Here is a 25,373-nt window from a genome sequence, read left to right as displayed (position 1 = left end):
TCTTACTTATCCAGGGAAACATAGGGACATTTGTCTTCAAAATCTACGGAACGGGCCCATACCTGGGAAAAACGGTCTCCCGCCTGGAAAAAACGGTCTACCTGGGAAAAATGGTCTGACTGGGAAAAACGGACCAATCGGGAAAAACGGACTGACCGGGAAGAATGTTCTAACTGGGAAGAATGGACTGCCTGGAAAAAACGGTCTACCTGGAAAAAATGGTCTCCCGCCTGGGAAAAACGGGCTCATACCTGGAAAACGCATTGGAAATACCATTTTTTTAACTCCCTTCAATTGATTATATTATAGGCTATGTTCAATCAATGAAGTGGCTTAGACTAAGGCACAAATTTGGGATATTTGCAAAGGATGATTTTAAATTGTTCCACAAATTGCCACTCATCTAATACAGATACTCTTTAGTTGGCATCTGGAACCAATAATTTATTAACTTAAAGGATTGTTACGTAAAATGTATTCAATTCCGGTATGATAAAAAATATTATTCAACGTAGTGTAGTTCTTTTATTGAAATAGCTCAGTAACTAGGCCACCTCTGATAGATGATATTGTAAAGTCATATAAACAAATAAATGTAATCGGAATGACCAATAAAAGATAAACACGGTTATTTCATTTGGCACTGCGATGGATAATTTCTCTACTTTACTGAATTTGAAAGTGTGGAGCATTTTAAACAAGTGCTAGATGAATATGAAGAGAAAAAAATTGGTGATATGGTTGAATGATATGTTTATAGCCTCGTAGTGGTTATACACCTCGATAAATTATGTTTATTTAGTAAACGTATTACAACTAAAAGTAAAACATATAAAAAATGTTACAAAAAATAATGAAAATCAGTACATTTAAATGATAAAATTCCGATATTTAATATTGTCTAATGTCCAACATCTATATTTACGATACATCCACTTTTTGAAATAAAATAGTAATTTCAAAGCCTTTATACAAAAGTTTGAATAATAAATTCATCCTCTTTTTTAGAAAGTAAATGCTCTATTAAACCGGATGCTATTTGAATAGTAATACTCGAATAACATTAGAAATTCCTAAAAAAAAAATAAAAAATTTATTATTGTAATAGAGCATTGTGAGATAGTAACAGGAGGAACATGATGAGAAATTATTTCGAAGACCCGTACATAAAAATTGAGCAACAACTAATTAACTTAGTTAGTGAAATTAGTGAATATAAAGGAATGTTGACCGCTTATAAAGAGCAAAGACCTGATATATTTACCAATCTTGAAAAAGCTATACCCCTACAATACATAAAAAACTATATTTCGGTTTATGAGGATATAAAAGTTTCGAATAAGCGATTAAAAGAACTTATTTTAGATGATATGATACCTCAATCAATTTCGGAAGATGCGATATTTTGTTATTATGAAACTTTGACTCTTGTACATAAAAAATCCAGTACTTTTTCTATAAGTCCAGATACTATACAAGAATTGCATTTTCAATTAATTCATTATAATACCTCTGACAGTGCAAAATGGCGCGAAAAGCCATTTTCTATTCCAGGATTACCTGAAAAAGGGATGCACACGATTTGTTATCGTCCTCTTCCACCTGAAAATATTCCACAGGCAGTAGAACAATTATGCAATCAGTACAATTTATTGAACTGTAAAAAAGAGTTCCCTACACTTATATTGATAGCTCGCTTTATATTGAATTTTTATTGCATCATTCCTTTTAGTCAAGGTAATAGTAGATTAGCGCTTATGTTAATGCAATTACTATTAGTAAAAAGCGGATATACATTTGTAAAATATGTTTGTTTAGATGAATATATAAAGAAAAGAGAATCAGAATACTATGAAGCTATCTATAAATCATCGGTCAATTGGTACTGTAATGGGCATAATATTAGTTTCTGGTTAAAAGAGTTCTTAATTATTATTATTGAGGCTTATAAAGATCTACATAGCAGAGTACTGGATTCTATATGTAAACATACTAAGGTTGAGCGAATTCAGAATTTTATACATAACCAAAAACAACCTTTTACAAAAGAATGCATTCGAAGCATTTACCCAGATATAGCTGAAAGTACAATTAGTAAAGCTTTAACTGATTTGCAATTATTAGGAGAAATTAAACTTATTTCAAAAGGGAGAAATGCGCGTTGGATGAAAGTCCAATCTTAGTCTATACCTTTTTTGATGGGCTAATAAGCTTTTACAAAACAAAATAAAAATCTTATTAAAGAACCAGTTGCCAACCTTTATAAAGCAATTGGTTCTTTACATTTCAATCTAGAAACATTGAAAACCTCAAAAGATCCTTGTAACTACAAAGTCAAGTATACCCCTCAATAATGAAAATTTAGTAGGTTCCATTTCACAGCTAATATCTTTTATCAGAAGAGTCCTTAGGCCAAGGAATAATTGATAGAATTATTCCAATTACTTAATTAACCTATTATTAACAAAAATATGTCATTATTTAGTTGTCAGACGACTGAACTTTGTTAGATTGTGACACATTCAGATTAATATTGTTAATATTAATCAATTTTCAGACTCGAAATTACAGTGAAATACCCTATTTTTGCGTGAAATAGGTTATTTCCATCGTTATTTGCTAAAAAATGTGTACATGACTAAAATTTACATCATAGGAAATAGAAAGGATTTTTCCTAAACTCAAGTAAATTGGGGGGTGCTCAAAATATATATAAAACCGTATGAATTATTATGAAAAATATCAAATAGGGAGGTAAATAGAATGAAACGGAAATTAATTAAAGGATTAATGATAACATCCATTGTTGCAACAGGAGTTATTCCTGTACATACTTTTGCAACACCTATTGCTCAAGCAGAACTTCAAGAAGAGAACGTGACTCTTTCGTCATCTTTAAGAAAATTAGGTGCACAATCTAAATTAATCCAAATGTATATAGACCAATCTTTAATGAACCCGAATGTACAGCTAGATGAAGTACCAGCTTTACATACAGATCAATTTCTAATCAAACAAGATATGAAGGAATGGACATCGGAACTCTACCCAAAGTTAATTCTAATTAATTCAAAAAGTAAAGGATTTGCCACTAAATTTAATAGCTATTATCCAACATTAAAAGAGTATGTAGATAATAAGGAAGATAAGGAAGGTTTCCTCGATAGGTTGGAAGTTCTTCAAGAAATGGTTATAACAAATCAGGAAAATGTTCAATATCAAATTAATGAATTAACAGATCTTCAATTACAGCTTGATAAAAAGCTTAAAAATCTCGATACTGATGTGGCAAAAGCTCAGGAAGTACTTAGTTTAGAAGGAACAGGGAAGATAGACAAGCTAAAAGGCGAATTACTTGATACTAAAAAATCAATTCAAAATGATTTGCAAGAAATAGCGTTTCTACCAGGGGCTTTAAATGAACAAGGACTAAAAATATTCCAAGAAATCTATAGTCTTTCAAAAGATATTATTGAACCAGCTGCTCAAACAGCGGCAGCAGCGTATAACAAAGGAAGAGAAATTAACAACGCTATTTTAGAAGCAGAGAAAAAAGCAGAGCAAGAAGCAAAAGACAAGGGTAAATCTGCTTTAGAGATTGAAGCTGCTAAAAAAGAAGCACGGGAAGCAATTGAAAAAAATAATCAAGGTGAAATTGCAGCAGCAGCAGCCACAAAAGCGAAAGAGCATGACCTTATGAAAGTAATTGACTCAGAAAGAATCAAGAAAACATATAGTACCTTCGCTGAAGTAAATAAACTAAAGGCAGAACAACGAGCATATTTAGATGATTTAGAGCAGCAAAACCAAAAATTATATGATTTAACAACGAAACTATCGATAGCAGATTTACAAAAATCAATGCTTCTTCTTATTCAACATGATTTACATACATTTGCTAGTCAAGTGGATGTAGAACTTGACCTATTGAAACGCTATAAAGAAGATTTGAATTTAATAAAAAGTAGTATCACGAAGTTAAGTACGGATGCTGAAACTACTAACAATCTATCTCAAAAAGATACATTAAGACGATTAAAAAATGGTATTGGTCAACTTGAAGAACAAGTTCATAAATTTTGATAGTTTATTGAAAAATTAGGAGGGATTAGATTTGAAGAAACTTTCATATAAGGTGTTAACCGTGGCCACATTGGCAACGGTTATAACTGCAACTAACAGTGGCCCTATTCAGGCGCTTGCGCAAGAACAGAGCGTTCAAGAACAGGGAATTGGGAATTATTACACATTAGGACCTGAAGGACTGAAGAAAGCGTTAGCTGAAACAGGTTCTCATATTCTTGTTATGGATTTGTACGCAAAAACAATGATTAAACAACCAAATGTAAATCTATCAAATATTGATTTAGGTTCTGAAGGGGGAGAGTTAATCAAAAATATTCACCTTAATCAGGAACTGTCTCGAATCAATGCGAATTATTGGTTAGGTACAGCGAAGCCAAAAATTCAAAAGACAGCACGTAATATTGTAAATTACGATGAACAATTTAATAATTACTACGACACATTAATAGACACTGTAAAAAAGAAAGATAAGGAAGGGCTAAAAGAAGGTATTGGTGATTTAATCAGTTCGATTGATACAAATTCAAAAGAAGTTACAGAAGTCATAAAGATGTTAGAAGCCTTCAAAACAAAGCTATATACAAATACTATAGATTTTAAAAATAATATTGGTGGTCCAGATGGGAAGGGGGGATTAACGGCAATATTAGCGGGCAAACAGGCATTGGTTCCACAACTTCAAACTGAAATTGAGAATCTACGTGCCACTCAAAAAGCACATTTTGACAATGTACTAGCATGGTCAATTGGTGGTGGATTGGGAGCAGCAGTTTTAATTATTGGAACTATTGCAGGAGGGGTAGTAATTGTTGTGACTGGCGGAACAGCAACGCCACTTGTTGTCGGTGGCCTTACAGCTCTCGGAGCAGCTGGTATTGGTTTAGGAACAGCAGCTGGTGTTACGGCATCTAATCATATGAACTCCTACAACGAAATCTCCAATAAAATCGGGGAATTAACGATGAAAGCCGATTTCGCTAATCAAGCAGTTATTTCACTTACTAACGCCAAAGACACTTTGACATACTTATATCAAACAGTGGATCAAGCGATAATGTCTCTAACGAATATTCAACAACAATGGAATACTATGGGGGCAAATTATAAAGACTTATATGATAATATCGATCAAATGCAAGAACATAAGCTCTTTTTAATACCTGATGATTTAAAAGCTGCTAAACATAGTTGGAATGACATTCATCAAGATGCAGAATTTATTGCAAAAGACATTGCCTTTAAACAAGAAGAAAAGAATTGAAATAAAGATAGGAGGAATATAAAATGAAAAAAAAATCTCTTTACAAAGTACTCGCTGTATCGACGTTATTAACTTTGACAACGACTTCTGTAATCTCTCCAGTAGCAGCATTTGCAGAGACAAGTAAAATTGAACAAACAAGCAATAGTGATATGTCTCTTTCAGCAAATGAAGTAAAGATGAAAGAAACTTTGCAAAAGGCGGGGCTTTTTGCAAAATCTATGAATGCCTATTCTTATATGTTAATAAAGAATCCAGATGTCAACTTTGAAGGAATTAATATTAATGGTTATACAGATTTACCTGGTAAAATTGTACAGGATCAAAAGGATGCAAGATCACATGCATATACATGGGATACAAAAGTAAAAAAACAGCTTATAGATACATTGACAGGTATTATTGAATACGATACAAAATTCGAAAATTATTATGACATAATTGTAGAGGCCATTAATACAGGAGATGGAGAGACATTAATAGAAGGAATAACAGATTTACGAAAAGAAATTCAACAAAATCAAAAATATGCACAACAATTAATAGAAGAATTAACTAAATTAAGAGACGATATTGGACAAGATGTAAGAGCATTTGGCAGTAACAAAGATCTTTTGCAGTCGATTTTAAAAAATCAAGGGGTTGCAGTTGAGGATGATCAAAAGCGACTAAAAGAAGTTTTAGATTCTGTAAACTATTATAAAAAATTAGAGTCCGATGGAATAATAACAGTGTCTGTGCCTTCTATTCCTACTTGGATTGCTGGTGGTATCATGCTGGGGGTAGCTAGAGACCAACTAGGTCAATTAGAACCGTTATTAACACAATTAAATCAGACGGTTGATTATAAAACCACATTAAATCGTGTAGTTGGAATTGCACATAGTAATATTAGTGAGATGTACAATGCACTCGATGATGCTATTAATGCTCTTACTTTTATGTCTGCACAATGGAATGATTTAGACTCTCAATATTCAGGAGTACTGAGACATATCGAGAATGCATCTGAAAAAGCGGAACAAAATAAATTCAAATTTTTACTACCTAACTTGAAATCAGCTAAAGATAGCTGGAGAACATTAAAAATGGATGCAGACACATTAAAAGCAGGGATAAAAGAGTTAAAAATATAGCCTATTTTCAATAAAAAGTAGATTTGGAGAATATTTCATTTTCCAAATCTAGCTTTTTATTTTTGTTGTGTTATGTTATATCAATAAATCCGATACGACCTGAACAATTAGCAAGAAAAATATAATTGGTAATAAAATTTGGATCCACTTTGTTTTGATATAAGGAATTATCTTTAAGCCTAAGAACGAGCCAACGATAGAGCCAATTGAAACAGGAATGGTGATTCCCCAATTAACAATGCCCGTAAAGTAGTAAAAGAGAAATGCACCTGTACAACTTGAAAACGTTATAATTCTTGTTATCTCAACCGCTTTTATATAGGTATATTGCTTTTTAAGGTGATAGGTTACATTCATAAGTGCTGAGCCTGGTCCAAAACCACCGTCATATATTGAGATCGCAAACGGTATGAGTTTATTAATTGGTAGTTCCGCTGTCTCTTTAATATCCTTTACCATAAATTTATTACTGCTAAGTACAATGAAAAATGCGAAAATTAAGAAGACACAGGCTACCACATTCATGACTTGTCCCGATAATCGAGTGGCTAAAAATGCGCCCAATACACCTCCTAAACTAGAAATCATAATTAAAGGTGTAAATTTTTTTAACGATAAATGTCCTTTAATTAAAAATGATACGACATTTGATAGAGCTGAAATTCCGGTCGCGAATTTATTAACTGCTACGGTTGTATGAATCGGAATGCCAATAAGTAACATTGCGGGTAACAAAACGAAGCCTGCAGCGCCGAAAAGAACACCAATGACTGCTGCGAGTAAGCCAATTGTAAATAAAATAAATCCATTTACTGATAACCATTCATGTAGTAAAATTTCCATCAAATCACCTCTATACCCAAAATACTGCTAAATAATACATAAAACAAATATATATAAATTGCTTATTCATAAATTAAATTTATCCTTTATTCAGTGGGGGTTAGAACACCCACTGAAATAGAGGAACTCAGTCTAAGAACGCAACATCCAGTGGCAACGACTAAGTGACCAACATCATGTCGCTGACGCTGCGTTAGCACTATGCTTTCGCGCAAAAAAACATCTGTACCTGTCGCTACGCTTTCGGTACAAAAAACATCTGTTGGTCCAAAGCCTCCGGCGGATTTCACGGATTTTGAAAGGAGTGAATATAAGGAATGTTAGCCTAAAACCTTCGCACGCATCCTGCGAAAACGGCTAACTGCCCTGCATCGGTAAAAATGCCACGACCTGTGGCATTACCGAAATGACCGACATCGTGTCGGCCCTCGTGCAGGCCCGGGCACAATTCAAAATCCGGACGCATTGTTTATCTGCGCAAAAGCGAAGCGTCAGCGGCAAATATTTTCTGTAGCGAAAGCAAAGCGACAGCTACAATTACGCCAAGGCGAAATTGATTGATAGAAAGGTGTGAATGAAATGAATTTGCATGCGTTAAGGATTTTTACGAATGTAGCAAAGCTTGGAGGAATTACTGCAGCAGCAAATAAAATGCTTCTTAGCCAACCAGCCGTCACTATTCAAATACGGAAATTAGAGAGCGAAATAGGGGCAAAATTGATAGAAGGGAAAGGACGTGGCATTCAATTAACTCCTGAGGGGAGGTTTTTGTATGAGCAGGGAATGCGTTTATTTTATTTAGAAGCACAAATTGATGAAAAGCTTGGTAAATTTTTAGCGAAGGAAGAAAAATTACATATTGCTTCTTCCTATATACCAATAAACTATATACTCCCGCCTATTATAGCAGCGTATAAGCTTGCTAATCCTCACATTGAATTTTTGGTGTCGTTAGGTAATGTGAAATCTGTGGAGGAGCAAGTCATGAGTTATGAAGTGGATCTTGGTTTCGTCGTGCAAAATAAAATTGGTCACCCTGATTTACAGTTTGAAAAAATATTAGATATCCCGTTTTGGTTTGTTGTTCACCCATCACATTCTTTGGCAAATCAAACTGTTTCCATTTATGAATTATCGAAAGAGGAATTTATATATCGGGAACGTGGTAGCTCAACACTAGATTTATTGGAGGCCGTTTTTTACACGTTAAACAGTCCATTACCTAAATTAGGACTTCAAATGCAGGGCTTACATGAATCGATTAAAGTAGTGGAAGCAGGGTACGGTATGACTTTAGCGCCGTCCTACAGTGTAAAGGAAAGTATAACAAATGGGAAACTAGCTCGGGTGTATGTTGAACAGGCAGATATTCAGCAAAGTTTATTTATATGTACACGCAAAACAGATTTAGAAGAGCATCCATTTATTCAGTATTTAAAAAATCATTTAAACGCTATAAATTAACAATAAAAATCGGAAACTAGCATTAGTTATGCTTGTTTTTCACTTGTAGTCTTCAACTTTTATTAAGTAACGGCCACGATTCCTATAATTTGAGCTAAAGAGATTTGTTCATGCAGAAAATAACCGGTAGAGTGTCTGAAAAATTTCGTGATACCGACGATTGTCAAAACCTACGACGTTGTGATAGAATGAGAACAAACGTTCTTGTGTTAAGGTGGGATTATTTAGTCAATTAAGCATACAAATAAATTCCCTTCCACATAATAATATTTTATAGTAATTGTAGTTAAACACATATTAATTCAAGTAAGATTTTGCTTTATAACGAGGAGGATATCATGGGAAGATTAGTTCATTTTGAAATTCATGTAAGTGACATGGAACGTGCAAAGAATTTTTATGGAGAGGTATTCGGATGGTCATTTCAAGATTGGAGTGAGTATGCAGGAATGCCTTACTTTGGAGCAGTGACTGGCAATGAAGACGAGCATGGAATCAATGGTGCTTTAATGCAACGTCAAGGTGCTTCTCCGGAACCAAACCAAGCTTTAAACGGATTTGCTTGTACAATGGGTGTGGAAAATTACGATGTAACAGAAGTTAAAATTCTTGAGAATGGCGGCACGGTTGCAATGCCGAAATATGCTCTACCAGGAATGGCGTGGCAAGGATACTATATTGATACTGAAGGAAATATATTTGGAATTCATCAACCCGATAAAAATGCAAAATAGCATCCACTATAGATCAATAAAATATGCAAGGATAAGACACTAAGAGACTCAATGGATCTGACTTATTAATTGCTTAAAAGACCTGAGGTTGGTATTGTACCGGCCTAGGTCTTTTTATTTTTGCCTTCATTCGTTTGTGGATTATGAACGCTTGGGACTAAAACATAAGCGTTTAGCTTTTCGATAAAATAGCTAAGTCACAATGATTTGGCGCTTTCAATGGGCTTAATAACCCTATATTTGCTGATGCTCAGCAATTGTTTTTAAAAAACATTCCATCGAATTTGTCATATATGCATCTTTTCGTCGAATAAAGACGGTTGAAATCGTACCGTATTTTTTAGGAATTGGATGACAATAAACCTTGCCTGCTGAAGAAAGATGTTCAGCAGCCGATTGTGGTACAAGTGTAACGCCAAGACCTATTGCTACACTTTTTAAAATTGTCTCTAATATATTAAACTCCATGATTCTTTTTGGCAGTAAACCTTCATCTTTGAGCCAGAGTTCTAGCTTGGAACGATATCCGCAACCTTGATTAGATACAAGGATTGGTGTAGACATAAATTCCTCTATGTGAAAGGATTTGTTTTGTGATAGGAGAACGAGGTTTTCGGTAAATACATCATATTGTTCTAAAACTGGATGTTTAATCGGTCCAGTTATAAAAGCCCCATCTAATTGATGATCCGCTACTTCTTTAATAAGTTCCTCAGTTAAACCAGCTTGCAGTGTTAAGTCGACATTAGGATACCCCTTATAGTAAGACGCTAGAATGGTTGGTAATATACTCACTGTTTCGACTGTACCGATTTTTAATGTACCAGTCGGTGTATCATTATCTAAAAAGACTTGTTTCATTTCCTCGACATCCTGCAAAATTTTATTAACGTAAGCCAGCATTTTCCGCCCTTCTGGATTTAATGTCATCCCTTTTCTATGACGATAAAAAAGCGGTGTTTTGAGCTCCTTTTCTAATAGTTTAATACGTGCAGTTACATTGGATTGTACATAATTTAATTCTTTTGCAGCACCGCTGACACTTTGGTGATTTGCTACACTTTTGAAAATCTGTAAATCTCGAAGTTCCATTGAGCACCCCTCCTTAAAAACTATCATTATAAATGATAGTTAATATCACTTTCAATCATTTTACGTGATGTATTTTCTTTTTTATAATTCTCATTGTGAATTTTAACTTCTTTCAGCGGGTGCCCAAACACCCGCTGAAATAGAGGAACTCAGTCTAAGAACGCCACGTCCTGTGGCAACGACTGAGTGACCAACATCTTGTTGGCCCAAAGCCTCCGGACCAATTATGCCGAGGCATAATTGATAGAGTTGTAGAGAAACGAGGAAAAACAGTGAGAAAAAGTCAAATAATAGTAGGTATGATAGCATGTTTAATTGCTAGTATGTCATGGGGAGCCATGTTTCCAGTTGCAGATCATGCACTTGAATATATAAGTCCATTCTATTTTTCAATTATTCGATATGGGGCAGTATCGATTGTATTAGTTATTTTATTATGGATGAAAGAAGGTAAAAAAGCTTTTCGTTTAGAGGGGAAAGGTAAGTTGCTCGTCTTTTTTGGGACGATGGCGTTTACTGTTTACAACGTGTTAGTTTTTTTAGGTCAGATGTTAATGGGGAAATCTGGCGTTATGGTAGCGTCGATTATGGAAGCACTAATGCCGATGATTTCGATTGCTATTCTATGGGGGTATAAACATGTGAAACCGAAGAAGTATATGATTAGCAGCATGATCATTGCTTTTATTGGAGCTATTTTTGTTATTACAAAAGGCGATATGAGTTTCTTTCTTACACTGAAACATAATCTAGTTTCGCTCGCATTTATATTAATTGGTGTTGTAGGTTGGGTTATTTATACAATGGGTGGTCAAACATTTAATGATTGGTCTACTCTACGCTATTCTACATTAACATGTGTATTTGGCACAGCTGTAACAGGTATCATCACAATGATCATCACGGCACAAGGGTATGTATCAGTCCCAAGTACGGAAACGATTTTTGCTATTAAATATGATTTATTGTTTATGATGACACTACCAGGTATTGTAGCATTGCTTAGTTGGAATTATGGTGTGAAAATCTTATCATCTATTAATGGAATTTTATTTATTAATTTCGTTCCAATTACTACATTAGTCATTATGATGTTACAAGGATATAAAATAACAATCTTTGATATAGCAGGGACCCTACTTGTTATTTCAGCTCTAATTTGGAATAACATTTGTCAGCGTAGAGAAGAAAACACGAGTCCGCAGGTTATACAAGAGGAAGAAGAATTACGGCAGGCTGTCTAATATTAGAAAGGTTTGTTGTTTTCTTCGATAGCGCAATCGCCTTCTAAGTAAATTAAAGCAGGAAGTTTATCATATTTAATAAAGTAAATTTGACTTAAAGGGAGCATGTTTTTATTAATGAAAAAACATGCTCCCTCTTTATTTGATCATAGAAAACTCTAGGTTGAACAGTTACCTTTAATGTATGAAATCAATTTCTCTATAATAATATATTATTTCCTCAATGGACATTTCTTACAATATGGAATATCAGATTTTGTATTTACTTCATAGTATCGGCAACACGTTTTTCGAACTGGTGCTTCAATCCATGTCTCTTTAATCTGAATATAAGTCTGAAAAGGATTTTGCTCCATACCTAACCAATTGGCTTCAGCGCTTGTAAGGTCATTAAAATGTTCATTTAATTCATTTAAAGTATATAATTCTTCATTTTTACGAAGAGTTGCAAATAGCCTTACAGCGAGATTTTCCCATAGGATCTTTGAGGAAATTTTACATTCCTTGCTTATAATAGTAATAATCGGTGTTAAATTTTGTGCAAAAATGCGATTTTTCCAACAGTCGTCAAAAAGTTCTGTTGGATTTTCTTCAATTAGCAATTTAAATGATGTTACATCTAATCGAGCTGTAGACCACCAATCAATTCTTTTCTTTTGTAGTCCATAATAATCAAGACTCGAAGCTGCTACTAACACTGCATAACGTTTTAAAAATAAAGAACCTGCTACAGGTAAGGAAGAAGTATTTAAGTAATTTCCATACTGTTTAATGATTGGTAGTAAAATATCTTTATTCAATAATTGATGTAAAGGAACACCTTGAGGTGAGGGGTGCTTTTCCACGCCATAAGGCTCTAAATTCATTTTAAATACCTTCCTTTTCCTTTCGGGATACATAATGGAGTTCCAAAAAAAGGATCCTTGAACTATTTCTACTGTCTGATGATGAATTGCAACTATATGGTCTGCATAGCGACAAGCGAGATTCAAATCATGCAGAACCATAACAATCGTTCTATGTTCGGAGCGATTTAATTTAAATTAATAAAGTGTCAAAATACACTTTGGTGTTTCTTCAATTGTCGTTGTACCAAGAACAGGTTTAATTTCATATTTTGTTGACTTTGTTGTCTGATGCTGTATCTCCACATGCTACTTATAACAAATAGCACTGCAAATATTGTGAAGAATAATATTAAATACTTATTAATCATCATTTCTTTAATTAATAATGATTTTCATTTTCAGTTAGGATTGTAATATATATTATATTCAAAAACAAGGAAAAACTTGTTTTTTGTTTCTATATGTTGAAATTTAACTTGTCCTATGACCACTTAATTTGATATAGAGATTATGTATCACATTGAATGCAATTTTTATTTTTGCTATAGTGTTTGGAAAACTAGAGAGAGGGGAGCATAGATCATGATGGGAATTTTAGATTTAAAACGATTTACAAGTTTATCAAATGAACAGTGTGAAATTATTTTAGGTGTGGCCAAAAACCTTCAAATAATAGCTGACCTTTCTCAAGCAGACATTTTTATTGATTGTCTTTTGGAAGAAGATAACGCATCTTTCGTTGTAGCTGAAGCAAAGCCCACCAATATAGCATCTTTGTATAAAAAAAGTATGTTAGGGCAGATAGCGTATGAAGAAATGGAACCGGGTGTTTTATTTAGTTTGAAAACCGGAAAACCACTTTTTGGATCAAGAGGCATTACGGAAGAGCGCGGAATCATGCAACAAGATATTGTTCCTATAAATGATCAGCATGGGGAGACTATTGCGGTATTAATTAAGGAAAGAGATATCTCACAGGTAGTACAGAATGAGAGAAATATAGAGCAGCTTATGAAAGCGACTAATAGTGAAGAAAAGCAACGTGTATTTCAAGCCATTGTCGTTCAGGAAATCCATCATCGTGTAAAAAATAATTTACAGGTTATTTCTAGTTTGCTGAGGTTACAGATGCAACGCACTCACTCGGAGGAAGTATCTGAGGTATTTCACGATAGTATATCTCGTATATCTAGTATGGCTTTAGTACATGATTATTTGGCCCAACGTGGAATTGAGGAAGCGGATATTAAAGTTTTAATACAGCAAATTTCTTCTTTACTAGTTTCCTCGTCCATTATTCCAAGTCAACATATTACTGTGTCTGTTGAAGGGGAATCAATATTCTGTCTTTCAGATCAAGCAACAGCTATTGCATTAATAGTTAATGAGTTAGTTCAAAATAGCATTAAGCATGCTTTTCCTTCACAAAATTACGGGAAAATTGATATAAATTTGAGGAGACGAAAACAGATGGTTACGATTACAGTAACGGATGATGGATGTGGAATTGGTGATTCTTTTTCTTTAGACGATACATCATCTTTAGGATTACATCTTGTAGAGATGTTAGTTGAAGAGAGGCTGCAAGGAGTTCTTTCATTTCCTATGTATGACAAAGGGGCAAAAGTTTCAATAACTTTTCCGATAGTAGCTATTGAGGGTTCCTAAATAAATCTTAAATAACAATTTTAACTCCTTTCAGCAATATCTTCTGTACCGAAAGCATAGCGATAGGTACAGAAGTCTCCCACCTCTATAGGTGGTGAGATGAATGAGGTTTTAAGTTACTTTTCAGCAGGTGTCCATAATCTGCTGAAAGAAGTTAAATCCTTACTGATTCCGAACGCATTGTTTATCTGTGCGAAAGCGAAGCGACAGCAACAATTATGCCGAGGAATTATTGATTTGGTGCTTTGTTTCGTTAATGGTGTTGTCATTGTTTTCAAACTATTTACAAAACATTTGAGAGTATTGTAGAATGAACTAAAATAATAACTGAGGCAAAGGCGCCTTTCACGCCCGAAGAAAATTTCTTCAGGGATAAGTGAAAGCGCTTTTTTTCGTTTGATTGCAATCTTTTACATATAAAAAGGGGTGTTAAATGATGAAATTGTCTTGTGTAGTAAAAGGAACTCATTATACGTTTTCGTCGGTAAGGGAGGTACTTGCAAAAGCGAGTGAAGCGAAGTCTGGGGATGTGATGGCGCGTGTAGCAGCAGGATCATCGCTTGAGCGCATGGCAGCAAAAGTAGTACTTAGCGAGATGCAGCTGAAAGAAATTTATGAGAATCCGGTTATTCCGTATGAGATCGATGAAGTAACACGTTTGATTTATGATGATATTAGCAACACGATTTACAAGGATATTCAAAGTTGGACTGTCGGTGAACTGAGAAATTATATTCTGTCATCTGATACAGGTACAGATAAATTATTGAAACTTTCAAGGGGACTAACAAGTGAAATGATTTCTGCTGTTACTAAGTTGATGTCCAGCATAGATCTTGTTCTTGCTTCACAGAAAATGAGATATCAAGCACATTGTAATACTACAATTGGAGAGCATGGTCGTTTAGCATTTCGTTGTCAACCAAACCATCCAAATGATGTTCCAGAAGGCATTTTGTATTCAATAAAGGAAGGGTTGTCCTACGGAGCGGGTGATGCAGTTATTGGTATCAATCCGAATGTGGATACGATTGAATCCGTCAAAAAACTTTTGACTCTTTCACATGAATTTATTGAGAAGTGGCAAATTCCAACTCAAAATTGTGTTTTGGCTCATATAACAACACAAATGGAAGCTTTAAAGCAGGGGGCACCTATCGCTCTTATGTTTCAAAGTTTAGCAGGTACGCAAAAAGGGAATGAAGCGTTCGGTATATCTAAAAAAATTCTTGATGAGGGCTATGAGATGATGGCTCGATATGGTACATCTACAGGTCCGAACTTTATGTATTTTGAAACAGGGCAAGGTTCTGAGGTTTCTTTAAATGCTGATTTTGGGGTAGATATGCAAACGCTTGAATCTAGAAGCTACGGTTATGCACGCCACTGGAAGCCTTTCATGGTGAATACTGTTTCTGGCTTTATTGGACCGGAGACACTTTATGATGGACGCCAATTAATTAGAGCGGATCTTGAAGACGGATTTATGGGGAAATTGCATGGCTTACCAATGGGGATTGCTCCAACGTATACAAATCATATGGATGCCGATCAAAATGATCAGGAAGTTGCCGGTATCATAACGGCAGTTGCAGGAGCGAATTTTTATATGGGAGTACCAGGTGGAGATGATGTTATGTTGAATTATCAAGATACAAGCTATCACGATGATGCTAGTTTGCGTGAGATTCTGGGCTTACGACCACTTCGGGAGTTCGAAAAATGGATGGAGAATATGGGCCTAATGGAAAATGGAAAGTTGACGAAACGTGCGGGAGATTTATCAATTTTTGATTAGGAGGGGAGGAGCAAAATGGATATTCAAGAAATTGTTCAAAGAGTAGTTGATGAAGTGAAGAAAAACATGAATTCGCAAAAAAACGATATCGATCAAAATAAAGAAGAAACTATATATTTTCTAGAAGAACGTATAAAAGGGGTAGACAAGCCGCATAACGCTGCATCCATTGAGCGAGCACAAAGTATTACACCTGCCCGTATTGGTATTGGTCGAACAGGAACGCGTATGTTGACGAGAAGCTATTTACAATTTTTAATTGATCATGCAGCTGCACAAGATGCTGTATTAAGAGATGTAAGTGATGATTTTCTTCAAAATATGGGTTTACACAAGCTGGAAACAAGAGCTAGTGACATGAAGTCTTACTTAATGGATTTAGATGCTGGCCGAAAGTTATCAGATGAAGCTATTAACTATCTTGAAAAGAACGGGGAAAAAGGCAAAGATGTTCAAATTATTGTTTGTGATGGATTGAGCTCCTCTGCGGTAGAAGCAAATGTAGTTGATTTACTACCTGCTTTAATACAAGGGCTAAAATTAAAGAATATTAGTGTCGCAAAGCCGTTCTTTATTAAGCGAGCGCGTGTATGGGTGCAAGATGAAGTAGCAGCTATTGTTAATTGTGACCTTGTTATTTCATTGATTGGTGAAAGGCCAGGACTAAATACAGATGAAAGCTTGAGCGCATACATGATTTATAGGCCTACTGAAAAAACAGTTGAAGCTGATCGGACGGTCATTTCAAATATCCATAAAGATGGACTGACTTCAGTTGAAGCTGGTGCCTATCTTTCTGATTTAATCGAACAAATGCTTCTTGCTAAGTGTACAGGAGTTTCTTTTGCTCAACAAAGGAATAACAATATGTAATATTCCCCCTGTCGAGAAAGGTTGTGATGTTATGAAAAAACGGATTTTAGTTGCTGAGGACGAACCAATTATTAGACTGGACTTAAAAATGATGCTTCGGAACAATGGCTATGAGGTAGTCGGGGAAGCAGGAGATGGGGATCGAGCAATCGAACTTGCTTTTAAGTTAAAACCAGATCTAGTGTTAATGGATATTGAAATGCCAAAATTAAATGGTTTAAAAGCAAGTGAGGTTATTGGTCATCAGCTGGATATCCCAGTGTTGTTGATTACTGCATATAGTCAAAAAGAATTTGTAGAAAAGTCTAAGCAAGATAATATAATGGGTTATCTTGTTAAACCGGTTTCTGAAGCTAGCTTAATTCCCGCAATGATGATTGCACTTCAGCAAGCTAAGAGGACACAAACATTAAAGCAATCTTTACAACTAACACAAGCAAAAATTCAAAAACGAAAGATGATTGAACGAACAAAAGGGCAATTTGAAAAATGAGGTTTTTAATAAAATGCTAAAGTAAAGCAAGTAATAATAAACTTAATCTCACTTAAATTAGAAAGGTTAAATCTTTCTAGTTTAAGTGAGATTTTTATATTCAAAAATAAATACAAACCCTAATGATACCTAAGTTGAAGTTTAGAAGAATAATATGAAACTAATTATAAATCTCAGTCGTATAAAAAAATAAGGAGCTTCTGGATAGAAAAATCTACGATGAATATAAAAACAATATTTATAAAGGGAAGTGTGTTATGCAATTCGAAGGTGCAATGTTAGAATATCGTTTGCAAAAAGGTAAAGACAAGTTTGAACCAATCTATTATTATACTAAAATTGACTTGCCGCAAATTTTAACAAGAAGAGAATGTGAATTTTTTATTAAAGAAGGTAAGACTTATAAACAATTGTCTTCTGCTATTGAAGATGAGTTATTCGTGATTTATGTAGAATTGTATGAAGAAACACCTATGGAAATGCAAGAGCTCTTATGCGAAGGTATTAAACTTGAAATTCGCGAATTAAATACCTCTAAAAATCATCCGCTTATCACATTTGAATATATGGCGAATCATTTAGATATTTTAAGCATGATCGGCAGTATATATACATATATCGAAGACAAGGAGTGGGAGCGTGACTCAGCTGAAATTGATGAAGATCGAGGTGTGTATGTTTTATATGTTACGCCAACAGGATATATGCTTGCAACATCGGAAGGTGGATTTTTAACATGAAGAAAACAAAGAAGATGATGACAGGAGCATTAGCAGCTGCGGCTTTGGTGACGTTAACTGCTTGTGGAGAGGAAAGGGGATATGCAGAGCCAACAGGAACGGATTGCGATGATTGGGATTGGGATAAGGAAACGGGTACGTATTATTGCGATGATAATGATTCAACTTATGCGCGTAGTTACTACCATGGTGGGAAATATTATGGAACAAAAACATCATTACAAAAAAGTGCTGACTATAAAACATATGTATCGAATTACAAATCAGGAATAGGCAGTGGTTCAAAAGGCGGTTTTGGAGGGTAAAGATGAACCGATTTCGAGAAAATCGACAACAATTTTTTAGCCAAATAAAGGATTTTTGGCATGACATATATGGGATGGAATATGCTCTATTTGATATTAAGAGAGAAAGTTCAGAAACGATTAATAGGATTCGCCAAGCAACGGACCAGATAGGCCATATTTTTTATAAGTCGGCTGCTTTGTTGCGTATGGTAGATGATGAGACACTTTTGCATCTTGGATTTCCCACTGAAACTCACTCTTTCATCCGTTTGCAAACACTTCCAGTAGAAAGTGTCATTGCTCGTTTAGATTTAGTGGTGACCGATGAACAAGTAAAATTGCTTGAAATAAACGCAGATACACCTACATTTATAAAAGAAACTTTTTTTGTGAATGGGAAAATGTGTGAACAGTTTGAGATGCAAAATCCAAATGAAGGATGCGAAGACCAGTTAAAACAAGCGATTTTGAAAGCTGTAACGTCGTCGTTTCGTACGAGGAAAAAATATGAAGCTAGCAATATTGTTTTCGCAGCACATTCGGAACATGAAGAAGATAAATTGACAACAATGTATTTACAGGGACTCTCTAGTTTAAAAAGTCAGTATATGGACTTTAATCACCTACAACTTGTCGATGAGCCAATTTTAGAAAATGAAGAAGTTGTCCTACCACAAGGTCTTTATGATAGAAGCGGGGAAAAAATCGATGTTTTATATCGACAGACGTATCCTATTGAACATTTGATAGATGATGAAGATCCAATAACGAAGGAAAAAGTTGGTCAATCGTTGATGAAGCTTGTGGAACAACAAGACTTAGCCATTGTGAATCCTCCTTCTGCTTTTTTACTACAATCTAAGGCAATAATGGCGCTCATTTGGGGACTACATGAGGAAGAACATTCTTTTTATACACCTGAAGAACATAACGCAATACATAAATATTTTTTACCAACTTATCTAGATCCAGATGTTTTTTTGCAACAAGGACAAAGTTTTGTAAAAAAGCCTTCATTTGGTCGTGAAGGAGACACTGTTGAGATTTTTTCAAATACAGGTAAAAAAATTGCGGAAGATATTCATAAAACATATAAAGATGAACTTCCTGTTTATCAACAATTTATAGAGCTACCACAAACTATGATTCAAACGGAACAAGGTCCAAAACGAGCGCATTATATGTATGGTTGCTTTTATATTAATGGTAAGGCAAGTGCAATTGGTATTCGCGCAGGGGGACAAATTACAGATAACGGATCTTATTTTCTACCAATAGGATATTAGAAAATTGTAAGAATTTAAGAGTAAAGTGAAACAAACTGAAGCACGATAAAAGGAGTGTGTATTGAATGAGATATTTCTCATTAGATAGTTTTTTTAATTTTTTATTATATACAGGGACAGGGTTAATTCTCATTTTGATTGGTATTGTTGCATTTGCTTTTACAACAAAATTTTCAGAGTGGAACTTAATTAAAGAAGGCAATATGGCCGTTGCATTAAAGCTATGGGGAAAAGTGATTGGATTAGGCATCACATTATATACAGTATGGTCTTCAAGTGTTCATATACTTGATGCTTTTATTTGGGGGTTAATCGGAATTGCTACACAAGTAATTGTGTATTTGATTATTGAATACGTGTTAACACCAAAAACAAGCTTGGAGAAAAAAGTGGAAGAAGGAAATACTGCAGTAGGCTTCAGCTTATTTGCAGTGGGCATTACGGTAGGATTAATTATAGCGGGAAGTTTATCGTATTAATAAAGTATATTTGATAACACTATAATAATACATTAAAGGGAGCATGTTTTTTACGAATGAAAAGACATGCTCTCTTTATATTTACTGTTCACATCTGACATCGCCTAGTCGGAACGGAAATCAACGACACGTTATGTGATAAGTAGAAATATAGAAGGAATATTTCTCTTTATGCCGAAATAAAAAAGAGTACAAATAGAGAGCAATATTTCTATATTATTGTACAGTTTAACGATGACTACTATCTTATGAGGAGTGATGTAGTATGTATATTAAAAAAACAGGTTGTTTTATAAGTAGGGGAATACTAATTTAGTAGAGAGTTCGTGATTATGGGTTTCTCTACTACTAGAGGAGGAATCTGAAATTTGATTAGTCTAAAATCGATTGATCAAAGTAATTGGGAAGATTGTATTCAACTGAAGCCTAAGGAAGAACAGGAAGGTTTTATTGCTTCAAATCTATATTCAATTGCAGAAAGTAAATTTTTACCGCATATGAAGATAAAGGCGATCTATTATGTAGAAATGCTTATTGGTTTCGCGATGTACGGGATAGATTCGGATGACGGGAACTATTGGATATACAGGTTTATGATTGATGAACAATTTCAAGGGCGTGGACATGGCAAGAGCGCAATGAATTTGATTATTGAAGACATCCAGAGCAGAGATGATCACACTGACGTCATCTGGCTTGGGTATCAGCCGGACAACGAGCAAGCAAGAAAACTATACGCCAGTGTGGGTTTTGAAGAGGAAGGAATAGCTCCATGGGGAGAAATGTTAGCAAAGTATAATTTTAGTTAGAATATCAAAGAAAGTAATAAGTATCTCGTAACAAATGCTTTCAAGGGGATGTTCCAAAAGCCACAAATGGTTTTTAGAACATCCTCTTTTCTTTATTTATCTTCATTTAGCAGACGAAGAGAAAAACAGTTGGTGATTAGTAGTCAAAGTAATCTGTACTAACTGCTCTCAAGTCAAAGTAAAATTCGACTCCATTTTCAGTGTTATTTACGCCGAAGCTACTGTGATGACGTTCCAATATTTGTTTTACAATAGCTAAACCTAAGCCTGAACCACCAAATTCTTTGTTTCTAGATTTTTCCACTCTATAAAACGGATCCCAAATTTGTTCAATCTCATCATTGGGAATGAAAATATTTTCATTTTCAATTTTGAACATATATTTATTGAAACTCTCTAAATAGACAATTTTGATGTTGATACGGTTATGTTTTGGCGTATATTTTACAGCGTTGATAAATAAGTTGGTAATGACCTGTTCGATTCTTTTTATATCTCCATTTACATAAGCTTCCTCATCAATTTCAAACAGAATTTGCAATCCTTTTTCGTCAGCCATTGCTTTGAATTTATCATACACCTTTAAAAATGTATGCCATAAGTCAAAGGTGCTTTCAGTAAGCTGATAGATAGGGGACTCAAGTCTCGAAATATCAAGCATTTCTTGTACCATTTCCGTCATTCGGTCGACTTCATCCAAAATAACATCACAATATTTCAAGTCGCTTTGCTCATATACTCCGTTTTTTATGCCTTTAATATAACCGTTTATTACGGTTAAAGGGGTTTTTAATTCGTGAGATACGTTGGCAACAAACTCTTTTTCTTTTTCCTTCAACTTCAACTGTAATTCATAATCCTGTGCAAGTTTTTCATTGGCATGGACTAATTCCGTAATTTTCTGTTCTAAGTTGGTAGAAATTTTGTTTAATGCTTCTCCCATTTGTCCTAACTCGTCCTTGGACTTAACAATATATTTTTCACTGAAATTTTGATTTGCAATCTGATTAGCGATAGTGCTCATTTTAACTAGAGGCTTTGATAAAGTCTTGGAAAAAATGATTGCTATTAAAATAACGATGATCATCGTAAAAACAAATAAAATAATATAGTACTGATTTAGAGTCCCGATAACCTCATCTACAGATTGAAGAGAAGTGACGGCGAATATAACCAAATCTGTGCCTTCCACATTTTCAGTTAACACCAAATTATTAATGTCTGTCTGTGTGTCCCGTACCGTATTTATTTGATTAGTGAATGTTTGTTCTTCTTTTCTATCCATCATGACAATCATTTCTTGAATGAGGACATTCTTTTGCGCTGTGAAGGATTTATTTTCAGTTGGTTTAGAAATCACTTTTCCTTCAATTGTAATAGGCTTAGGCTGCTGATTCATCATGTCATTATCATTAGTGAATCCTTCAAAAAATATCGTGGAAATCTCGGTTGGCTCTAAGACTCGAGTACCCATTTTGATTTTATTCGGAAGGACCAAGGATTCCTTACCATCCATTAGTAGACCTTCGATTGAGATGCTGTTTTCTTTATTTATCTCTTTATAGTCGATGGAAAAAAAGTCATCTACGATTTTATACTCCTTGTTGTCCTTCGTTCTGACCACGAATTGAGTGTAATTATTGTTTAATGACGAACCGTAATGATGCTGAAGTTGATCATCGATAACCGTAATGATAGTATTGTTATTTTCCGAAATTTGTGTAATGTACTGATTAATAGTGTCAGTTGGCTCATGATTATTAATCTTTGATTCAATCGTACGAGCAAACTCTTCCATGTTTTGCTTTTTCGTATGGATATAGTAAGGTTCAAAGTAAGTCGATTGGAAGACGATTTGGATTATAAATATAGAAGCAAATAATAAAATATGAATTAAAAAAAGCTTATAGGCAATTCCTCTTTTTCGCATTATTCCACCTCGAATTTATACCCTAAACCAAATATGGTTTTAATTAGGTAGGCTTTATGCAGTAAGTTTTTTCTAAGTTTTTTGACTTGCGCATCTACTACTCTTGTATTTCCGAAATAATCATATCCCCATACTTCATTTAATATTTGATCTCTGGACAAGACAATATGCTTGTTTTCCATCAAATATAGTAAAAGATCAAATTGTTTTGGCTCTAATTCGATGGACGTGCCATCTATCCATACTTCACGTGTAAGTTTGTTAATAGTGACTCCTTTTAGCATCAAGGTTTCTTTGTCTCTATCTTCTTTTTTTACAGTGTAGATTCTATCGAGAAGAACTTTAGATTTAGCTACTAGAATCTCAGGATTGAACGGCTTAGTCATATAATCGTCCACTTTAAATTCATAGCCCATCAACTGATCTTCTATCTCTGATCGTGCTGTCAGCATAATGATAGGAACATCTGATTTTTTTCTAATTCTTCTGCACACGGAGAATCCGTCGATTTCTGGTAGCATGATGTCGAGAATAATTAAATCGACTGTTTCTTCTTCAAACATTTGCAGACCAACCTTACCATCCGTTGCAATTAGGGTTTTGTATTCGTGCATTGTAAAATAGTCTGCTAATATATTAGCAATTTTCATTTCATCTTCTATAATTAAAATCGTTCGCTTCATTAAGTATCTCCTTATTTAATAAAGCAGGCATCTTCGTAGTAAAATTACTTACCGTACGGAGAAAAATGCCTGCTAAATATATGGATTCGTTAATTCATCAATATTTGATATTCTCCGTCTTTTTCCTCATACTTGGCATCAAAGATTAATATATCATCTCTTTGAATCGTAAGTAGTTTGTCCTTAGAGAATTCGATGTCCTTTTTCGGAACATACACAATCGTGTAACCCATTAGCGTATTTGGATTCATCTTCGTTGGATCTTCCAAACCTTCCATAGGGGCTTTTAGGAAAAGAGATTTCATTTTGTTAAGTTTTATCCGAGTATCTGAAAGGATAATTTCTCTTGTCGCTGTCTGTATTTCTGCTGGATTCCCTTTATATTGATATTCCACTATCATATCCTCATACATAGCTGAGGAGTTTTGGATTGTCACAGGGATTCTGACTGCTACATACTGGTTATCCTTCTGTTTGGATACTATATCATCTACATAAGATTTTAGCTTATTATTATAAGAATTGTAATAATCATCGTTAGCTTTTTTTATATTTTGATGCCCTTCAGCTTTTTTGCTACCAATTTCAGATTTCAACAATCCTAAAGGAGAAGCTGTTAATATTGTTTTGTCATTAAGGTTCAATTCAACTGCAGAAGCAATTGCTAAAGCTCCGATATCATAAAATTCTCGGCCCTTCATCAAGAGTACTTCTTCTTGATCTTGATCAGCTGGAATAAAATTATCTATAATGTTTTGTGCAGTCAACTCATTTAATTCTTTTACAGATGCCTCTGGATGTTTAATCATCTGATATGCTTTTGACTCTAGATAAGTAGCCATTCCTTCCATATTATCATAGCCATCTTGTGCCTTATTCTTCTTGTTACTATTTAAATATAATTCATAAAAATATACCGCTTGTTGAATCTGATCGATTTTTTCATCTTTATTCTTAGATTCAATCGCTTTTTTTAGGTATTGGTACATTTCATTTCGATAATATCTACTGTCGATATCTTCGGGATATGTTTCAGCTCTTGTACCAAGACCTTCCACAGATTCTCCTGACTGAAGCAAAATATGAATCCCTTCATGCACAATAAACTTAAACACAATTTCATATGCTTTCTCACCTGAGCCAGAAATTATGTCTGACGCAAATTCAAGGTTAAATACATAGGTAGGGTGATCGTTGAATGTCGCGAGTTGGAAGGGCACGACCAACAATTGAGTATCTTTAATGGAATCCGTACTGTATTCGATCACTTCGTCTTTAGGTCCAATATCGGTTTTCTGGTTGTTAATTAAATAGGCCATTTTGTTAGAAGGATTCAACAATAATATTTGCTTATCCTCATTATTGAACGATGGCCATAGCTTGCTTGCATCGTCTATCAAAATCTTTTTAATATCTTTCACTAATTCAGGCGTTATTTCTCTAATTTTTTTACTATTTTCAATAGGGTTGCTGTCCATCGAATCTTCGTTTGACTTCTGGGATTCTTCAACCGGCTTTTCGGTTGTTTCCTGATTATTGTTGCTGCATGCTGTCAATATCGTTATGATCAAAATCATGAACAATAAACGTACAGTTTTTAACATAAATATCATCCTTCT

At 34.5% G+C, this 25,373-nt stretch carries 24 protein-coding genes and 1 pseudogene; 17 read left to right on the top strand and 8 right to left on the bottom strand.

From position 1 onward, the window contains the following. Window positions 1-36 precede the first annotated feature (36 nt). Window positions 37-276 (bottom strand): hypothetical protein, encoded by a 240-nt coding sequence (locus tag JNUCC51_RS04910; protein WP_337991084.1) that lies wholly within the window; start codon window positions 274-276, stop codon window positions 37-39. A gap of 863 nt (window positions 277-1,139) precedes the next feature. On the opposite strand from JNUCC51_RS04910, the gene JNUCC51_RS04905 reads away from it, so the two are divergent. From JNUCC51_RS04905 to hblA, 4 genes are all read left to right on the top strand, one after another. Then, window positions 1,140-2,183, top strand: a complete 1,044-nt coding sequence (locus tag JNUCC51_RS04905; RefSeq protein ID WP_337991083.1) for a Fic family protein — start codon at window positions 1,140-1,142, stop codon at window positions 2,181-2,183. Window positions 2,184-2,763: 580 nt separating this feature from the next. Next, window positions 2,764-4,083, top strand: a complete 1,320-nt coding sequence (gene hblC, locus JNUCC51_RS04900; RefSeq protein ID WP_337991082.1) for a hemolysin BL lytic component L2 — start codon at window positions 2,764-2,766, stop codon at window positions 4,081-4,083. A 31-nt stretch (window positions 4,084-4,114) separates the two neighbouring features. Further along, a complete protein-coding gene (gene hblD / locus JNUCC51_RS04895) occupies window positions 4,115-5,347 on the top strand; it encodes a hemolysin BL lytic component L1 (protein ID WP_337991081.1) in 1,233 nt (410 codons plus the stop codon). A 23-nt stretch (window positions 5,348-5,370) separates the two neighbouring features. After that, a complete protein-coding gene (gene hblA / locus JNUCC51_RS04890) occupies window positions 5,371-6,483 on the top strand; it encodes a hemolysin BL binding component B (protein ID WP_337991080.1) in 1,113 nt (370 codons plus the stop codon). A 75-nt stretch (window positions 6,484-6,558) separates the two neighbouring features. Here the strand turns inward: hblA and JNUCC51_RS04885 are convergent, their stop codons facing one another. Further along, window positions 6,559-7,326: a sulfite exporter TauE/SafE family protein gene (locus tag JNUCC51_RS04885; RefSeq protein WP_337991079.1), complete on the bottom strand. Its 768-nt coding sequence runs from the start codon at window positions 7,324-7,326 to the stop codon at window positions 6,559-6,561. A 579-nt stretch (window positions 7,327-7,905) separates the two neighbouring features. On the opposite strand from JNUCC51_RS04885, the gene JNUCC51_RS04880 reads away from it, so the two are divergent. Together JNUCC51_RS04880 and JNUCC51_RS04875 are read left to right on the top strand one after the other, a co-directional pair. Next, window positions 7,906-8,790, top strand: coding sequence for a LysR family transcriptional regulator (locus JNUCC51_RS04880; RefSeq protein ID WP_337991078.1), 885 nt, complete (start codon window positions 7,906-7,908; stop codon window positions 8,788-8,790). Between the two features lie 338 nt (window positions 8,791-9,128). After that, the gene (locus JNUCC51_RS04875; protein WP_337991077.1) at window positions 9,129-9,524 is read left to right on the top strand and encodes a VOC family protein; all 396 of its coding nucleotides are present in this window, start codon (window positions 9,129-9,131) and stop codon (window positions 9,522-9,524) included. Window positions 9,525-9,758: 234 nt separating this feature from the next. On the opposite strand, the gene JNUCC51_RS04870 is transcribed toward JNUCC51_RS04875, so the two are convergent. Then, window positions 9,759-10,616: a LysR family transcriptional regulator gene (locus JNUCC51_RS04870; RefSeq protein WP_337991076.1), complete on the bottom strand. Its 858-nt coding sequence runs from the start codon at window positions 10,614-10,616 to the stop codon at window positions 9,759-9,761. A gap of 272 nt (window positions 10,617-10,888) precedes the next feature. On the opposite strand from JNUCC51_RS04870, the gene JNUCC51_RS04865 reads away from it, so the two are divergent. Beyond that, on the top strand, window positions 10,889-11,860 hold the full coding sequence (locus tag JNUCC51_RS04865; RefSeq protein ID WP_337991075.1) for a DMT family transporter: 972 nt from the start codon (window positions 10,889-10,891) through the stop codon (window positions 11,858-11,860). Window positions 11,861-12,072: 212 nt separating this feature from the next. Here the strand turns inward: JNUCC51_RS04865 and JNUCC51_RS04860 are convergent, their stop codons facing one another. Together JNUCC51_RS04860 and JNUCC51_RS04855 are read right to left on the bottom strand one after the other, a co-directional pair. Then, entirely contained in the window at window positions 12,073-12,726 is a 654-nt protein-coding gene (locus JNUCC51_RS04860; RefSeq protein WP_337991074.1) for a hypothetical protein, read from the bottom strand. Beyond that, a pseudogene (locus JNUCC51_RS04855) lies at window positions 12,723-12,903 on the bottom strand (cobalamin/Fe(3+)-siderophore ABC transporter ATP-binding protein); the annotation flags it as partial. The gene JNUCC51_RS04860 and the pseudogene JNUCC51_RS04855, both read right to left, overlap by 4 nt. A 387-nt stretch (window positions 12,904-13,290) precedes the next feature. Here JNUCC51_RS04855 and JNUCC51_RS04850 point away from each other — a divergent pair. From JNUCC51_RS04850 to JNUCC51_RS04805, 10 genes are all read left to right on the top strand, one after another. After that, window positions 13,291-14,376 carry a sensor histidine kinase gene (locus JNUCC51_RS04850; protein WP_337991073.1) on the top strand — a complete coding sequence of 362 codons (1,086 nt, stop codon included), beginning with the start codon at window positions 13,291-13,293 and terminating at the stop codon, window positions 14,374-14,376. A 99-nt stretch (window positions 14,377-14,475) separates the two neighbouring features. After that, complete coding sequence (locus JNUCC51_RS04845; RefSeq protein ID WP_337991072.1) at window positions 14,476-14,685, top strand: hypothetical protein; 210 nt, start codon at window positions 14,476-14,478, stop codon at window positions 14,683-14,685. A gap of 127 nt (window positions 14,686-14,812) precedes the next feature. Then, window positions 14,813-16,174 carry an ethanolamine ammonia-lyase subunit EutB gene (locus JNUCC51_RS04840; RefSeq protein ID WP_337991071.1) on the top strand — a complete coding sequence of 454 codons (1,362 nt, stop codon included), beginning with the start codon at window positions 14,813-14,815 and terminating at the stop codon, window positions 16,172-16,174. A gap of 15 nt (window positions 16,175-16,189) precedes the next feature. Further along, complete coding sequence (eutC, locus tag JNUCC51_RS04835) at window positions 16,190-17,047, top strand: ethanolamine ammonia-lyase subunit EutC (protein ID WP_337991070.1); 858 nt, start codon at window positions 16,190-16,192, stop codon at window positions 17,045-17,047. A gap of 31 nt (window positions 17,048-17,078) precedes the next feature. Next, the gene (locus JNUCC51_RS04830) at window positions 17,079-17,540 is read left to right on the top strand and encodes an ANTAR domain-containing response regulator (RefSeq protein ID WP_337991069.1); all 462 of its coding nucleotides are present in this window, start codon (window positions 17,079-17,081) and stop codon (window positions 17,538-17,540) included. Between the two features lie 257 nt (window positions 17,541-17,797). Further along, the gene (locus tag JNUCC51_RS04825) at window positions 17,798-18,280 is read left to right on the top strand and encodes a hypothetical protein (RefSeq protein ID WP_337991068.1); all 483 of its coding nucleotides are present in this window, start codon (window positions 17,798-17,800) and stop codon (window positions 18,278-18,280) included. Next, window positions 18,277-18,585, top strand: coding sequence for a hypothetical protein (locus JNUCC51_RS04820; protein ID WP_100544670.1), 309 nt, complete (start codon window positions 18,277-18,279; stop codon window positions 18,583-18,585). The genes JNUCC51_RS04825 and JNUCC51_RS04820 overlap by 4 nt, the downstream gene beginning before the upstream one ends. Before the next feature lie 2 nt (window positions 18,586-18,587). Next, complete coding sequence (locus tag JNUCC51_RS04815) at window positions 18,588-19,853, top strand: glutathionylspermidine synthase family protein (RefSeq protein ID WP_337991067.1); 1,266 nt, start codon at window positions 18,588-18,590, stop codon at window positions 19,851-19,853. A 65-nt stretch (window positions 19,854-19,918) separates the two neighbouring features. Continuing rightward, on the top strand, window positions 19,919-20,332 hold the full coding sequence (locus tag JNUCC51_RS04810) for a DUF350 domain-containing protein (protein WP_337991066.1): 414 nt from the start codon (window positions 19,919-19,921) through the stop codon (window positions 20,330-20,332). A 368-nt stretch (window positions 20,333-20,700) separates the two neighbouring features. Continuing rightward, window positions 20,701-21,141: a GNAT family N-acetyltransferase gene (locus tag JNUCC51_RS04805; protein ID WP_337991065.1), complete on the top strand. Its 441-nt coding sequence runs from the start codon at window positions 20,701-20,703 to the stop codon at window positions 21,139-21,141. A 136-nt stretch (window positions 21,142-21,277) separates the two neighbouring features. On the opposite strand, the gene JNUCC51_RS04800 is transcribed toward JNUCC51_RS04805, so the two are convergent. The 3 genes from JNUCC51_RS04800 to JNUCC51_RS04790 form a co-directional block, all read right to left on the bottom strand. After that, entirely contained in the window at window positions 21,278-23,071 is a 1,794-nt protein-coding gene (locus JNUCC51_RS04800; RefSeq protein ID WP_337991064.1) for a sensor histidine kinase, read from the bottom strand. Further along, the gene (locus JNUCC51_RS04795; protein ID WP_337991063.1) at window positions 23,071-23,754 is read right to left on the bottom strand and encodes a response regulator transcription factor; all 684 of its coding nucleotides are present in this window, start codon (window positions 23,752-23,754) and stop codon (window positions 23,071-23,073) included. Before JNUCC51_RS04795 ends, JNUCC51_RS04800 begins: the two co-directional genes overlap by 1 nt. A gap of 89 nt (window positions 23,755-23,843) precedes the next feature. After that, the gene (locus JNUCC51_RS04790; RefSeq protein ID WP_337991062.1) at window positions 23,844-25,358 is read right to left on the bottom strand and encodes a hypothetical protein; all 1,515 of its coding nucleotides are present in this window, start codon (window positions 25,356-25,358) and stop codon (window positions 23,844-23,846) included. Window positions 25,359-25,373: the final 15 nt, after the last annotated feature.

The organism is Lysinibacillus sp. JNUCC 51 (genome assembly GCF_015999525.1).
Classification (GTDB): Bacteria; Bacillota; Bacilli; order Bacillales_A; family Planococcaceae; genus Lysinibacillus; species Lysinibacillus xylanilyticus.
Note: the sequence above shows the minus strand (reverse complement) of the source record. Positions and strands in the feature narration are given on the sequence as shown.

What these genes read in the sequence shown, in the direction of transcription:
- JNUCC51_RS04910 (WP_337991084.1), bottom strand. Translation starts at nt 276, where the DNA reads ATGGTATTTCCAATGCGTTTTCCAGGTATGAGCCCGTTTTTCCCAGGC.
- JNUCC51_RS04905 (WP_337991083.1), top strand. Translation starts at nt 1,140, where the DNA reads ATGAGAAATTATTTCGAAGACCCGTACATAAAAATTGAGCAACAACTA.
- hblC (WP_337991082.1), top strand. Translation starts at nt 2,764, where the DNA reads ATGAAACGGAAATTAATTAAAGGATTAATGATAACATCCATTGTTGCA.
- hblA (WP_337991080.1), top strand. Translation starts at nt 5,371, where the DNA reads ATGAAAAAAAAATCTCTTTACAAAGTACTCGCTGTATCGACGTTATTA.
- JNUCC51_RS04885 (WP_337991079.1), bottom strand. Translation starts at nt 7,326, where the DNA reads ATGGAAATTTTACTACATGAATGGTTATCAGTAAATGGATTTATTTTA.
- JNUCC51_RS04880 (WP_337991078.1), top strand. Translation starts at nt 7,906, where the DNA reads ATGAATTTGCATGCGTTAAGGATTTTTACGAATGTAGCAAAGCTTGGA.
- JNUCC51_RS04875 (WP_337991077.1), top strand. Translation starts at nt 9,129, where the DNA reads ATGGGAAGATTAGTTCATTTTGAAATTCATGTAAGTGACATGGAACGT.
- JNUCC51_RS04870 (WP_337991076.1), bottom strand. Translation starts at nt 10,616, where the DNA reads ATGGAACTTCGAGATTTACAGATTTTCAAAAGTGTAGCAAATCACCAA.
- JNUCC51_RS04860 (WP_337991074.1), bottom strand. Translation starts at nt 12,726, where the DNA reads ATGAATTTAGAGCCTTATGGCGTGGAAAAGCACCCCTCACCTCAAGGT.
- JNUCC51_RS04850 (WP_337991073.1), top strand. Translation starts at nt 13,291, where the DNA reads ATGATGGGAATTTTAGATTTAAAACGATTTACAAGTTTATCAAATGAA.
- JNUCC51_RS04845 (WP_337991072.1), top strand. Translation starts at nt 14,476, where the DNA reads ATGAATGAGGTTTTAAGTTACTTTTCAGCAGGTGTCCATAATCTGCTG.
- JNUCC51_RS04840 (WP_337991071.1), top strand. Translation starts at nt 14,813, where the DNA reads ATGAAATTGTCTTGTGTAGTAAAAGGAACTCATTATACGTTTTCGTCG.
- eutC (WP_337991070.1), top strand. Translation starts at nt 16,190, where the DNA reads ATGGATATTCAAGAAATTGTTCAAAGAGTAGTTGATGAAGTGAAGAAA.
- JNUCC51_RS04830 (WP_337991069.1), top strand. Translation starts at nt 17,079, where the DNA reads ATGAAAAAACGGATTTTAGTTGCTGAGGACGAACCAATTATTAGACTG.
- JNUCC51_RS04825 (WP_337991068.1), top strand. Translation starts at nt 17,798, where the DNA reads ATGCAATTCGAAGGTGCAATGTTAGAATATCGTTTGCAAAAAGGTAAA.
- JNUCC51_RS04820 (WP_100544670.1), top strand. Translation starts at nt 18,277, where the DNA reads ATGAAGAAAACAAAGAAGATGATGACAGGAGCATTAGCAGCTGCGGCT.
- JNUCC51_RS04815 (WP_337991067.1), top strand. Translation starts at nt 18,588, where the DNA reads ATGAACCGATTTCGAGAAAATCGACAACAATTTTTTAGCCAAATAAAG.
- JNUCC51_RS04810 (WP_337991066.1), top strand. Translation starts at nt 19,919, where the DNA reads ATGAGATATTTCTCATTAGATAGTTTTTTTAATTTTTTATTATATACA.
- JNUCC51_RS04800 (WP_337991064.1), bottom strand. Translation starts at nt 23,071, where the DNA reads ATGCGAAAAAGAGGAATTGCCTATAAGCTTTTTTTAATTCATATTTTA.
- JNUCC51_RS04795 (WP_337991063.1), bottom strand. Translation starts at nt 23,754, where the DNA reads ATGAAGCGAACGATTTTAATTATAGAAGATGAAATGAAAATTGCTAAT.
- JNUCC51_RS04790 (WP_337991062.1), bottom strand. Translation starts at nt 25,358, where the DNA reads ATGTTAAAAACTGTACGTTTATTGTTCATGATTTTGATCATAACGATA.